Genomic DNA, 12604 nt, shown 5'->3' with positions numbered 1-12604 from the left:
ATTTTTGTTAGTGGTAAGCCGGGTATGGCGTCAGTCGGAGGGCTTTATTAACGAGCCAACAGGGATCTGACAGAGCCTGTTTACAGAAAAAGCAAAATACTAATGGGACTGCTCAAAGGAAGGTGGTATCAGGGATAACGCCTGGAGATGAGAACGCGTACTTAGATAATAACTTTTCGTCTGGTAAATCGACTTAACGATTAACGCACGAGCCGCAAAAAATAGCAAATATTATTTTAGCCTTCCGGATGCCTGCTGCGCCAGGGGAGGCTTCATCAGCGCCGTCACCCAGTCGATAAATACCTGTACCCGGGCAGAGAGCTGCCGATTACTGGGATAGAGCAGGGAGAGCGGGAGCGGCGCAGGGCGAAAATCGGCCAGCACTTCCGTTAACGCGCCCGACGCCAGATCGGCCTCAAGGCGGGGCAAGGGGGCCTGATACAGGCCAAAGCCAAGCCTTGCCGCTTCGGCGCTGACGTCGGCATCGGAGGTCAGCAGCCGACAGGGCAAACTGACTTCGCTCTGGCGGCCATCCTGGGTAAAGCTCAGCGGCAAGGTTCGTTGCGTGCGCGATGAAACAAACCCGATCATCACGTGGCCCGTCAGTCCTTCAATCGTATGCGGAGTACCGTACCGGGCGAGGTAGGCCGGACTGGCGCAGGTGATTTCCTGCAGCCTGGCGAGCGGCCGGCAAATCATCTCGCTGTCGGGGAGATGGCCGCCGCGAATGACGCAGTCGACCCCTTCGCGAACCAGATCGACGTCGCGCTCGCTTTCGCCGATCTGCAGCGTCATGGCAGGATAGCGGGCGAGAAACTGTGGCAGCGCGGGCAGCAGCAGGGTTCGCGCCAGATTGCCCGCCACGTCCACGCGGATAATACCGGCAATGCTCCCCCCGGCGCTACGGTTGGCCTCCTCAAGGGCCGCCAGAATAGCCACGCAGCGCTGATAATACAGCGAGCCCTCCGCCGTCGGTCGTACGTGCCGGGTGGTGCGCTGCAGCAGCCGCGCCCCGAGACTGGCCTCCAGCGCCTTAATGGCCGCGGTCGCCACCGGCCGGGAAAAACCCAGATCCGCGGCGGCGGCGCTGAACGAACCTCGTTCGACGATGCGCACGAACAGGGTCAGGGTATCCAGTTTATCCATGACATTGTTCCAGCTGGCAAAACAATCCTGTCGGGCAATGCGGTCTTATCGTCGGCATGCAGAAGCCTAGAATCGCTCATGTTTTCAGCAGAGTAAAAAGGGGGAAACATGAACAATAGCGCAAAAATTGCCCTGGTGACAGGCGGCAGTCGCGGCCTGGGGCGCGCGACCGTTGAAGCGCTGGCTCAGCGCGGCGTGAATGTGGTATTGACCTATAACGCGCATTTTGCCGAGGCGAATGAGGTGGTTAAACGTGTTGAAGCACTGGGCGCCCGGGCGATTGCGTTGCCCTTCAGCGCCGGCGAAACCGATACCTTTGACGGATTTGTCAGCGCCTTTCAGGAGGCGCTGGCGGAGCTGGGGGCCGATCGGTTTCATTACCTGGTCAATAACGCCGGCAACGCCAGCGGCATGGGTTTTCTTAACGCTACGGAAGCGGAATTCGATGCGCTGTATCGTATCCACGTGAAGGGCGTTTTTTTCCTCAGCCAAAAACTATTGCCGCTGATGGCCGATGGCGGACGGATAGTGAATGTCTCGTCCGGGCTAACCCGTATCGTGATGGCGAACCGGGCGCCCTATGCGATCATGAAGTCCGCGGTGGAAACCCTGACCCGCTATATGGCGTTTGAGCTGGGCAGTCGCGGAATTACGGTGAACTGCGTGGCGCCCGGCGCCATCGCCACCGATTTCAGCGGCGGGGTGGTGCGGGATAACCCGCAGGTCGCTCAGGCGGTGGCGAACATGACGGCGCTGGGTCGGCCTGGTCTGCCAGAGGATATCGGGCCGATGATCGCCTCGCTGTTATCCGATGATCATCGCTGGGTGAATGCCCAGCGCATTGAAGTTTCCGGGGGAATGCGCATCTGAAGCGAGGGGACTATCCGGCCAACGTTTTGCTGAGTTGAGTCAGGTTAAGCTGCTGCGGGAACGGCTGATCAAACACCGCCGTGCCGGTGGGAAGGAGAGCACCAGCGCGGCGATGGCCAATTCCCTTCGCCAGAGAAAACGCTTTCTCTACAGGCCGTTATTCCGCCAGCAGGGCGGCGAATTTCGCCAGCCACTGCGGGTGGGCCGGCCAGGCGGGGGCGGTAACCAGGTTACCGTCCACATGCGCCTGATCGATACCAATATCCGCATAGTGCCCACCGCTCAGGCGCACTTCCGGGGCGCAGGCGGGATAGGCGCTGCAAGTGCGGCCCTGGAGAATACCGGCGGCGGCCAGCAGTTGCGGGCCGTGGCAGACGGCGGCGATAGGTTTACGCGCGGCGTCGAACGCCTGTACCAGTTTAATAACCTCCTCATTCAGGCGCAAATACTCCGGCGCCCGGCCACCAGGGATCACTAGCGCGTCATAGTCCTCGGCCTTCACCGCGGCAAAATTGGCGTTCAGGGTGAAGCGGTGCCCCTGCTTTTCGCTATAAGTCTGGGCGCCGTCAAAGTCATGGATCGCGGTCATGACATAGTCGCCAGCGGCTTTATCCGGGCAGACGGCATCGACCTGGTGGCCAATCATCTGCAGTGCCTGAAAAGGGACCATCGTTTCGTAATCTTCGGCATAATCGCCGACCAGCATCAGGATCTTCTTGCTCATCATTTTTACTCGTTGTGGGAGAAAGGTGTCTTAGATATAGCCTGGCGATCCGCAGAATGCGACCCCCTCAGGATGCCAAAGACGGTAGCGTGTGCATCTTGCTATCGGGGTCATGTTTTTCTGGTAACGACAACTTTTGCCGACATCGCCGTGTGGTCAGTCACCCGGGAAAATAGCCTTTTTCAGCTAATGACGGCTGTCTGTGGTGGAAAATATCGCGGGTTCCGCAGGCCTGTGTGCCAGGGCTGCTGACGGTTCAGCGTGGACGAAAACAGGAGAAGTGGCTTAAATGCGTGCCTGATCTGCTAACGATAATATCAATTATCTCATGACAATATTATTCACGGGAATTGCCGCTATCATATTCATTTAATCTATTTTTTTTTATCGCCTTGATGATATGTGATGTGAATATTCATGTGTTCAATGTTAATTGAGGGTGTTGGCTTTGGACTTTATATTTGGCTGTAAGTCATTCATTGTTGTTACTATTAAAATAAACTTGTTTGCCTTGTGAATGCATTAAAGAAATATTCTTGTTAAGTTGATCGATAATCTGTTTTTGCTCTATTATCATCCGGTTTTTATCGTCAACTCTTCAATAATTATTCCTTAAGGAAAGGAACTGCTATGGCTGATACGTTCCAGAATGAAGTCCCCAGGGCGCGCATTAATCTCAAATTATCTCTTCATACCGGCGGCGCGCAGAAGAAGGTCGAACTGCCGCTGAAGCTGCTTACCATTGGCGATTTTAGTCATGGTAAGGAAAACCGGCCTTTATCGGAAAGAGAAAAAATCAACGTCAATAAAAATAACTTTAACAGCGTACTTTCGGAATTTAGCCCGGAAGTTAACCTCTCGGTGCCGAATACGCTGGCCGGTAATGGTGAAGAGGAGAATGTCAGACTGCGTTTTACCGACATCAAAGATTTTGAACCGGAGCAGGTTGCCCGGCAAATACCGCAACTCCGCGCCATGCTGGCGATGCGTAATTTATTACGCGATCTCAAATCCAATCTGCTTGATAACGCCACTTTCAGAAAAGAGCTTGAGGCAATCCTGAAAGATCCGGCGCTGTCCCAGGAATTACGCGACGAAATGAGTGCGCTTGCCCCGAAATAATGGCGGGGCAAGTCTGTTAATGGATTAACCGGGAAAATGCTAATGTCTGTTACCACAGAAAACGCCCCTGTTCAGGGGCAAACCACGTTGCAGGAAAATAGGGCGGGCGAGGGCGTTTACGCCTCGCTGTTTGAAAAAATTAATCTCGCCCCGGCGTCTCACCTCGGGGATATCAACGACTTTCTGGACGATGCCGCGCTCTCCGAGGCGCCGGCGGCGGAACGTCTCACCGCGGCGATGCAGGTGTTTATGGAGCGCATCCGTCAGTCCGGTCAGCGGGTGGAAAAGCTCGACAAAACGCTGATTGATCACCATATCGCCGAACTGGATTTCCAGATAAGCCGTCAGCTGGACGCGGTGATGCACCATCAGGAGTTTCAGCAGGTCGAATCCCTGTGGCGCGGCCTCAAACAGCTGGTGGACAACACCGACTATCGGCAGAACGTCAAAACGGAGATCCTGGACGTCGCCAAAGACGAACTGCGCCAGGACTTTGAGGACGCGCCGGAGCTTATCCAGAGCGGCCTCTACTGGCACACCTATACCGCGGAGTATGACACTCCCGGCGGCGAGCCGATCGGCTCGGTGATCTCGGCCTATGAGTTCGACGCCAGCCCGCAGGATGTGGCGCTCCTGCGCAATATCTCCCGCGTCTCTGCGGCCGCCCATATGCCGTTTATCGGCGCCGTCGGCCCGGCCTTCTTCCTGAAAGAGACCATGGAAGAGGTGGCTGCTATTAAGGATATCGGCAACTACTTCGATCGCGCGGAATATATCCGCTGGAAATCATTTCGTGAAACCGACGATGCCCGCTACATCGGTCTGGTGATGCCGCGCGTGCTGGGTCGTCTGCCGTACGGTCCGGACACCGTGCCGGTGCGCAGCTTCAACTATGTCGAGCAGGTGAAAGGTCCGGACCACGAAAAGTATCTGTGGACCAGCGCAGCGTTCTCCTTCGCTTCCAATATGGTGAAGAGCTTTGTCAATAACGGCTGGTGCGTGCAGATCCGCGGTCCGCAGGCCGGCGGCGCGGTGAAAGATCTGCCCATCCACCTGTACGATCTGGGCACCGGCAACCAGGTGAAAATTCCTTCCGAGGTGATGATCCCGGAAACGCGGGAGTTTGAGTTCGCCAGCCTGGGCTTTATCCCGCTGTCGTACTACAAAAATCGCGATTACGCCTGCTTCTTCTCGGCCAACTCCGCGCAGAAACCGGCGCTGTACGATACCGCCGACGCCACCGCCAACAGCCGCATCAACGCGCGTCTGCCTTACATCTTCCTGCTGTCGCGCATCGCGCACTACCTGAAGATGATCCAGCGCGAGAATATCGGCACCACCAAGGACCGGCGGCTGCTGGAGCTGGAGCTGAACACCTGGGTGCGGAGCCTGGTGACTGAAATGACCGACCCCGGCGACGAGCTGCAGGCCTCCCATCCGCTGCGCGATGCCAGCGTGGTGGTGGAAGATATTGAGGATAACCCGGGCTTCTTCCGCGTGAAGCTGTACGCGGTGCCGCACTTCCAGGTCGAGGGGATGGACGTCAATCTGTCGCTGGTTAGCCAGATGCCAAAGGCGAAGGCGTAGGTTCGGACGATGATGAAAACGGAACGTCCGTTGTGGGGCCGGGGCATTATGGTGTCGCCCCAGCATTTTCAACAGCAGGCTGCGTATGCAGCCTGGACTGCGGAAGTGATTGCCCGGATGGGGCTTAACCACCCCTGGGGAGTGATGGAGGCGACCTTCGAACCAGAGATGCTCAAACTGGGCCGCCTGCAGGCTCACAGGCTGCAGGTCCGGTTCCAGGATGGCACGATGATTGATACGGACAATGCCGATGCGCTGCCGTCCGCGCTGTCACTGGACGGCGCGTCCGGCGAGGCGGTGATCGTGCTGGCGCTGCCCCTGATGCAGGCGAATGGCGGCAACTGTCTGAAGCCGGAGGAGGTGGCCGAAAGGCCGGTGCGCTTCCGGCAGCGCTGGCGTGATGTCCGCAACCAGTTCGGGGATGATACCCGGCAGATTGCCGTCATGCAGCCGGAGCTGACCCTCCGCTTCGCCCATCAGGACAACAGCGATTACCTGACCTGTCCGCTTGTTCGCCTGCAGCGGGACTCGCAGGGGGCCTGGCTTATCGACGAGACGTTTCTCCCGCCGCTGCTGCAGATCCAGGGCAGCCGCTGGCTGGCGACGCAGCTTGAACAACTGCTTACTCAGCTTCGGGCTCGTCTGACGCGCCTGATGGCCATGCGTCGCGAGAGCAATGAACGGATGGCTGATTTTGCCGTGGCCGATGTCTCTCTGTTCTGGTTGCTGAACGCGCTGAACAGCGCCGAGCCGGTGCTGGGGTACTTTCTGCGTTACCAACAGAGCCCGCCGGAACGCCTCTATCCGGAGCTGGCGCGCCTGGCTGGCAGCCTGCTGACCTTTTCGCTCACCCATCAGGCGAATGCCGTCCCGATTTATCAGCATGACCAGCTGAACGCGGTTTTTCCGCCGCTGTTTGATTTACTGAGCGACCTGCTGGAGGCGAGCCTGCCGTCGCGGGTGGTGGCGATTGCCCTGGAGCATGATGCCCGGCTGCACTTCTGGCAGGCGCGTCTGCACGATGCCCGGCTGCGGGAAGGGGCTGACTACTACCTGTCGGTTCGTTCTTCGGTACCGGTCGCCCGACTGCAGGAGCAGTTTCCGCGACAGTGCAAAGTGGGCAGTCCGGATCATGTCAAAGCCATCGTCAACTCCTCGCGGACAGGGGTGCCCCTCACGCCATTGCGTCATGTGCCGGCGGCGATCCCGCTGCGTCTGGAAAATCAGTATTTCAGCCTCGATGTGTCCCACCCTCTGGCGACGGAAATGCTGCAGAGCGGCACCTGTATGTTTTACGTCCCGGGGATGCTCGGTGAGCCTGAACTTGAACTTTTTGCGGTACTACGAACGTGAATGAGCCTAAACGCGGTAACGCCGCGTCCATTGATATTGATGCGCTGCTGCAGAACACCTGGCTACAGGTTATCAGCCTGCGCCACGGCCCGCAGTTCCGCGATGAGGAAGGGTACACGCTATGGCAGCGCTGTATTGCTGATGTCGAGCGCGTGCAACATGAGCTGAAGGCGAGCGGGCTTGATGACGCCAGCTGTCAGCATATTCTCACCGCCCAGTGCGCGCTGCTCGATGAAGCCGTGAAGGGGCGCGGCGTGGAGGATGAGGCCTGCCTGCAGTGGTATGACATTCCGCTGCAGGGACACTTCCTCGGCACCATGGACGCCGGCGACACCCTGTGCGAGCGGATGCGCGAGGTCCTGCGTGAACCGGCGCCCGACCTGGCCGTGGTCACCTGTTTTCAGCGGGTGATGCTGCTGGGTTTTGTTGGCAGCTTTCGCTCCCTCAACGATCCCGAGCGCCTGAAGCTGATCAACGCGCTCAGTGAGCGTGTTCCTCCTTTTCAGTGCCCGTCAACCGCTCCCGTACTGGTAGAGAGTCGGGCCGGACTGGGGATAAGCGGCTGGCTTGCCTCCTGGCCGGTACGTATTGGCCTGAGCGTGATGGTGGTACTTGTCCTGTGGTGGGGGCTGAACCACTGGCTCGATCACCTGCTGCTGACCCTGTTACCGGGGACGGTGAAATGAGCCCCGCGCAGCAGCGTGGGCTGGCGCTGTGGGCCAGCCTGCTGAGTGCGCTGGTGTGCCTGCTATTTTTGCCGGTTCCCCGCTGGGGGGCGTGGCTCATTCTGCTGGTCACGCTGGCCCTGATCATCGGGATCTGGCGCATCGCCAGTCGTCGTACCCGACGTAACGTCGCATCAACCCTGGCCCCTCTCCCGGAGGGCGCTTATCGCCAGCCGGTGGTCCTCGTTTGCGGCGATCTGCCGTTTGTCTGGTCGCAAAAGTCTCCGGTGCGGGTCGTCAAACAGGGCTGCTGGATCCGCGTGGAAAAGACGGAGGAGCTGCAGCAGGTCGCGCGTCAGATATTGAGCCAGCGGCCGGAATGGGGGCCTCAGCTGTCGGTGCTGCTCTGCGTCTGCCCGCAGCGGCACGCACAAAGCGATGCGCTGACCAGCGCTCTGCTGGCCCTGCGCTGGCAACTCAGCCAGCTGCGTCAGCAGACGGGGTATGCCGTACCGCTGGCGCTGCAGGGGCAGGTGGGCAGCGCGATGAGTCGCGACCTGTTGTGGCAGGCGGCGATGCCGGGCGAAGCGGTGAAAGTCTGGCAGCCCTCCTGCGCCCCCTGTTCCGTACCGGCCTGGGTAAGCGCCGGCGGGGCGGCCGCGCTGGAGCAGCAGGTGCTGATGAACAGCCTGATGGGCTGGTTTGAACAGCACGTCCATGCCGTGTTGACGGAAGAAAATACCGACCTGCCGCCTCTGACCCCAGCGGCCGTGCTGTGGGGGCTCGGGCCCTCGCTGCCTGGAAGTCTGGCATCGTCGGCCTGGACGACGTGGTTATCCCGACATAGCGGCCTGTCGCGGGTAGCTGGCTGGCAGCCTGGCGAGAGCGACACCGGGGACGCTTCAGCCTTACCGGAATTCATCCTGCCGCAGTTACCGGCGGGACGGGGACTCACGCCACGAGGCAGGGCCTGGCGCGCGGCGCTCGCGATTTTCACCCTCGCGGCTGTCGCCGCGCTGCTCAGCAGTGGCTGGAACAATCGACAACTGCTGCAGCGCGTGGGCGTCGATATTGCCCGTTATGAGCGGATTGCGATGGATGATTATCGGCCAAAAGCCAGCGCTGTCAGGGTGCTGCGTGAAGATGCCGCGCTGCTCGATAGCTGGGCGCGTAACGGCGTCCCGCTGCGCCTGAGTCTGGGCTTGTATCGCGGGGAGCAGATTCGCCTGCCGTTGCTGGAGGCGATTCGCGGTTACGTGCCGCCTCCGCCACCCAGGCCGGTGCAGCGCGTCGCGCCGGACGTCATCCGCCTTGACAGCATGTCGCTATTCGATACCGGGAAATGGGTACTGAAGCCTGGTTCGACAAAGCGGCTGGTCAACTCGCTGATGGACATTAAGGCCAGGCCCGGGTGGCTGATCGTGGTGGCGGGCCACACCGACAGCGTCGGTGAGGAAAAAGCCAACCAGCTATTGTCGCTGAAACGTGCGGAATCGGTCCGCGACTGGATGCGCGATACCGGCGACGTGCCGGACAGCTGCTTTGCCGTTCAGGGCTATGGCGAAAGCCGACCAATTGCAACAAACGATACGCCGGAGGGCCGTGCGCTGAACCGTCGTGTCGAAATCAGTCTGGTGCCGCAGGTAGACGCCTGCCGGTTACCGGACCAACCCTCTGCGTCATCCCAGGATGATGGCGCTTCACTACACAATGGAGAGTAATTCCATGGCAATTCCTGTTTATCTTTGGCTGAAAGACGATGGCGGCGCGGACATTAAAGGGTCTGTCGACGTTCAGGATCGTGAAGGCAGTATCGAAGTGGTGGCCCAGGAGCACAACCTGTACATCCCGACCGATAACAACACCGGCAAACTGACCGGCACGCGTATCCATACGCCGTTCCTGTTCACCAAGGAGATCGACTCCTCCAGCCCCTACCTGTACAAGGCAGTGACCACCGGCCAGACCCTGAAATCCGCTGAGTTCAAGTGGTACAGAATCAACGATGCCGGCCAGGAAGTGGAGTATTTCAATACCAAACTTGAGAACGTCAAGGTGGTGAAAGTGAATCCCCTGATGCACGACATCAAAGACCCCGCCTACGAGAAGCACAACCATCTGGAACAGATTGAGCTGCGCTACGAGAAGATCACCTGGACCTATAAAGACGGCAACATCATTCACTCCGATAGCTGGAACGAACGCGCCACCGCGTAATTGCCCGTCATATTTCGCGCCGCTGGCGCGCAGGCGACGTTCGCTCACTCCGGCCGCATCGTTATCGCTGCGACCGGGGTTTATTGCGGACTATCGCCTGATGCGGGCAGCGTTTCTCTGCCCGCCGTTTTTTGCTGAGTGCCTGAGATGCGGGTTCTCAGCAAAGAAAAACACAATCTGCCTGCCTGACCTTGTGCGCTTTGGGTTCCCTGTTCGGGAACAGCGACGGGCGGTAGCGTGTCCGGAACCAATAAGAGAGGATCTCATGGAAAATCCAGCCAGCCTGTTACGCCGTCTTAATCCCTGCTGTGCCCGCGCAATGGAGGGGGCGGCCTCCCTGTGCCAGACCCGGGCGCATGCCGAGATCCTGCCCGAGCACTGGCTGCTCAAGCTGCTGGAACAGGGGGAAGGCGATCTGACGGTGCTGGCGCGGCGCTATGAATGGGATATGGATGCGCTGTGGCAGGATCTGCTGAGCTGGCTGGATAAACAGCCGCGCTCGGTACGTCATCGTCCCCAGCTCTCTGACCATACCCTGAGGCTGATGCAGGAGGCCTGGCTGATTGCCTCGCTCAGCGGCGAAACGCAGATCCGCAGTGTTCACCTGCTGATGGCGCTGGTTGAAAAACAGAATCTGATCCAGTGCGATGGCCTGTGGCCGCTGTTAACGCTGGGCCAGCGTCAGCTGGAACGCCTGCGCCCCTTGCTTGATGCCCAGTCCGACGAACGTCCGCCAGCGCAGCAGGAAGCGGCCCTGGCGCAGCCCCATGGCGGGGACGTGGAATTTGTGGGGCGTCCTGCGAGCGGTGAACTGAATGCGGATGGGCTCAACCCGGCGCTGCAGAACGCGCTGGACAAATTCACTCTCGACGTCACCGCCAAAGCCAGAGATGGCCAGATTGACCCGGTGTTCGGACGCGACACGGAAATCCGCCAGATGGTGGATATTCTCTCCCGTCGGCGTAAAAACAACCCGATCCTCGTCGGTGAGCCGGGCGTGGGCAAGACCGCTCTGGTGGAAGGCCTGGCGCTGCGCATTGCCGAAGGCAACGTCCCCGACGCGCTGAAGCCGGTGTCGGTGCGCACCCTTGACCTCGGTCTGCTGCAGGCCGGCGCCGGGGTCAAAGGCGAGTTCGAGCAGCGGCTGAAAAATATCATTGAGGCGGTACAGCAGTCGCCTTCGCCGGTGCTGCTGTTTATCGACGAGGCGCACACGATCATCGGCGCGGGAAATCAGGCGGGCGGCGCGGATGCCGCCAACCTGCTGAAGCCGGCGCTGGCCCGGGGCGAACTGCGGACCATCGCCGCCACCACCTGGAGTGAATACAAGCAGTACTTCGAGCGCGACGCCGCGCTGGAGCGCCGCTTTCAGATGGTCAAGGTAGATGAGCCGGACGACGAGACCGCCTGCCTGATGCTGCGTGGCCTGAAGTCTCGCTATGCCGACCACCACGGCGTGCATATCACGGATGATGCGGTGCGCGCCGCCGTGACGCTGTCACGACGTTATCTCACCGGTCGCCAGCTGCCGGACAAGGCAGTGGATTTACTCGACACCGCTTCCGCCCGCCTGCGCATGAGTCTCGATACCGTGCCTGAGCCGCTGACCCGCATGAAGGCGCAGCTCACCGCGCTGGCGATGGAGAAGCAGGCGCTGCTGGAAGATATTGCGCTGGGCAACAGCGCCCGCGGCGAACGGCTGGCGGCCATTGAGCAGGAGGAGATCCGCCTTATTCTGGCGCTGGATACCCTCGAAACTCAGTATGGTCAGGAGCTGCAGCTGACGGAGGCGCTGCTCGCCTGTCGCCGCGATATCTCCCGCCAGGCGGAAATTAGCGATCTACAAAACGCACTTATTGCCGTCCAGCTGGGCAATCCGCTGCTCGGGCTGGACGTCGACGTCCGCACCGTGGCGACGGTGATTGCCGACTGGACCGGCGTACCGCTCTCCTCGCTAATGAAAGATGAGCAGACGGAGCTGCTGAGCCTGGAAGAGAGCCTCGGCAAACGGGTGGTTGGCCAGGAGGCGGCCCTGAGCGCCATTGCCCGGCGCCTGCGCGCCGCGAAAACCGGCCTGACGCCGGAGAACGGTCCGCAGGGGGTGTTCCTGCTGGTCGGGCCGAGCGGCACCGGCAAAACGGAAACGGCGCTCGCCCTGGCCGATGCGCTGTTCGGCGGCGAGAAAGCGCTGATCACCATCAATCTCTCCGAGTACCAGGAGCCGCACACCGTCAGCCAGCTGAAGGGTTCTCCGCCGGGCTACGTCGGCTACGGCCAGGGCGGGATCCTGACCGAGGCGGTGCGCAAACGCCCCTACAGCGTGGTGCTGCTCGATGAGGTGGAGAAGGCCCATCGCGATGTGATGAACCTGTTCTATCAGGTCTTCGACCGGGGGGTGATACGCGACGGCGAGGGGCGTGAAATTGACTTTCGCAACACAGTGATCCTGATGACCGCCAACCTCGGTAGCGACCTCCTGATGCAGTTGCTGGATGAACAGCCGGAGGCCAGCGAATCAGACCTGCACGAGCTGCTGCGCCCGGTGCTGCGCGGCCACTTCCAGCCGGCGCTGCTGGCCCGCTTCCAGACGGTGATTTACCGTCCGCTGCCGGCGGCAGCGCTGCGCGCCATTGTCGGGATGAAGCTCGGGCAGGTGAGTCAGCGTCTGGCTTGCCATTACGGAATCACCACCACCCTCAGCGAGAGCCTGTTCGACGCGCTGACCGAGGCCTGCATGCTGCCGGATACCGGCGCCCGCAACGTCGACAGTCTGCTCAATCAGCAGATCCTGCCGGCGCTGAGCCAGCAGCTATTGAGCCATATGGCGGCGGGGCAGAAACCGCGCCAGGTGACGCTGGGGTATCACGAAGAGGAAGGCATCGTGATGGCGTTTGACGAGGGGGCGATCGCCGATGAGTAG

10 protein-coding genes are annotated in these 12604 nt (G+C 60.2%); 8 read left to right on the top strand and 2 right to left on the bottom strand.

Going from position 1 to position 12604, the window contains the following annotated elements:
- Window positions 1-231: 231 nt before the first annotated feature.
- Window positions 232-1146, bottom strand: coding sequence for a LysR family transcriptional regulator (locus FHW76_RS11855; protein WP_183476725.1), 915 nt, complete (start codon window positions 1144-1146; stop codon window positions 232-234).
- A gap of 108 nt (window positions 1147-1254) precedes the next feature.
- Here FHW76_RS11855 and FHW76_RS11850 point away from each other — a divergent pair, with 108 nt between their 5' ends.
- Window positions 1255-2016, top strand: a complete 762-nt coding sequence (locus FHW76_RS11850) for an SDR family NAD(P)-dependent oxidoreductase (RefSeq protein ID WP_032732864.1) — start codon at window positions 1255-1257, stop codon at window positions 2014-2016.
- A gap of 157 nt (window positions 2017-2173) precedes the next feature.
- Here the strand turns inward: FHW76_RS11850 and FHW76_RS11845 are convergent, their stop codons facing one another.
- The gene (locus FHW76_RS11845; RefSeq protein WP_183476773.1) at window positions 2174-2740 is read right to left on the bottom strand and encodes a DJ-1/PfpI family protein; all 567 of its coding nucleotides are present in this window, start codon (window positions 2738-2740) and stop codon (window positions 2174-2176) included.
- 630 nt (window positions 2741-3370) lie between these two features.
- Between FHW76_RS11845 and tssB the strand changes: the two genes are divergently transcribed.
- The 7 genes from tssB to tssH all read left to right on the top strand — a co-directional run bounded on the left by tssB (window position 3371) and on the right by tssH (window position 12604).
- A complete protein-coding gene (gene tssB / locus FHW76_RS11840; protein ID WP_004176434.1) occupies window positions 3371-3862 on the top strand; it encodes a type VI secretion system contractile sheath small subunit in 492 nt (163 codons plus the stop codon).
- A 42-nt stretch (window positions 3863-3904) separates the two neighbouring features.
- Window positions 3905-5449 (top strand): type VI secretion system contractile sheath large subunit, encoded by a 1545-nt coding sequence (gene tssC, locus FHW76_RS11835; protein ID WP_129678708.1) that lies wholly within the window; start codon window positions 3905-3907, stop codon window positions 5447-5449.
- 9 nt (window positions 5450-5458) lie between these two features.
- Window positions 5459-6802, top strand: a complete 1344-nt coding sequence (gene tssK / locus FHW76_RS11830; RefSeq protein ID WP_177968040.1) for a type VI secretion system baseplate subunit TssK — start codon at window positions 5459-5461, stop codon at window positions 6800-6802.
- A complete protein-coding gene (gene tssL / locus FHW76_RS11825; RefSeq protein WP_080928689.1) occupies window positions 6799-7488 on the top strand; it encodes a type VI secretion system protein TssL, short form in 690 nt (229 codons plus the stop codon). Before tssK ends, tssL begins: the two co-directional genes overlap by 4 nt.
- Window positions 7485-9188: an OmpA family protein gene (locus FHW76_RS11820; RefSeq protein WP_183476723.1), complete on the top strand. Its 1704-nt coding sequence runs from the start codon at window positions 7485-7487 to the stop codon at window positions 9186-9188. Before tssL ends, FHW76_RS11820 begins: the two co-directional genes overlap by 4 nt.
- Before the next feature lie 4 nt (window positions 9189-9192).
- Window positions 9193-9684, top strand: a complete 492-nt coding sequence (hcp, locus tag FHW76_RS11815; RefSeq protein WP_023340018.1) for a type VI secretion system effector Hcp — start codon at window positions 9193-9195, stop codon at window positions 9682-9684.
- A gap of 265 nt (window positions 9685-9949) precedes the next feature.
- Window positions 9950-12604 carry a type VI secretion system ATPase TssH gene (tssH, locus tag FHW76_RS11810; RefSeq protein WP_183476721.1) on the top strand — a complete coding sequence of 885 codons (2655 nt, stop codon included), beginning with the start codon at window positions 9950-9952 and terminating at the stop codon, window positions 12602-12604.

This window comes from Klebsiella sp. RC2 (assembly GCF_014192815.1).
Classification (GTDB): domain Bacteria; phylum Pseudomonadota; class Gammaproteobacteria; order Enterobacterales; family Enterobacteriaceae; genus Klebsiella; species Klebsiella variicola.
Note: the sequence above shows the minus strand (reverse complement) of the source record. Positions and strands in the feature narration are given on the sequence as shown.

Excerpts from the sequence above, each read along its gene's own strand:
- FHW76_RS11855 (WP_183476725.1), bottom strand. The coding sequence starts at position 1,146 with ATGGATAAACTGGATACCCTGACCCTGTTCGTGCGCATCGTCGAACGA.
- FHW76_RS11850 (WP_032732864.1), top strand. The coding sequence starts at position 1,255 with ATGAACAATAGCGCAAAAATTGCCCTGGTGACAGGCGGCAGTCGCGGC.
- FHW76_RS11845 (WP_183476773.1), bottom strand. The coding sequence starts at position 2,740 with ATGAGCAAGAAGATCCTGATGCTGGTCGGCGATTATGCCGAAGATTAC.
- tssB (WP_004176434.1), top strand. The coding sequence starts at position 3,371 with ATGGCTGATACGTTCCAGAATGAAGTCCCCAGGGCGCGCATTAATCTC.
- tssC (WP_129678708.1), top strand. The coding sequence starts at position 3,905 with ATGTCTGTTACCACAGAAAACGCCCCTGTTCAGGGGCAAACCACGTTG.
- tssK (WP_177968040.1), top strand. The coding sequence starts at position 5,459 with ATGATGAAAACGGAACGTCCGTTGTGGGGCCGGGGCATTATGGTGTCG.
- FHW76_RS11820 (WP_183476723.1), top strand. The coding sequence starts at position 7,485 with ATGAGCCCCGCGCAGCAGCGTGGGCTGGCGCTGTGGGCCAGCCTGCTG.
- hcp (WP_023340018.1), top strand. The coding sequence starts at position 9,193 with ATGGCAATTCCTGTTTATCTTTGGCTGAAAGACGATGGCGGCGCGGAC.
- tssH (WP_183476721.1), top strand. The coding sequence starts at position 9,950 with ATGGAAAATCCAGCCAGCCTGTTACGCCGTCTTAATCCCTGCTGTGCC.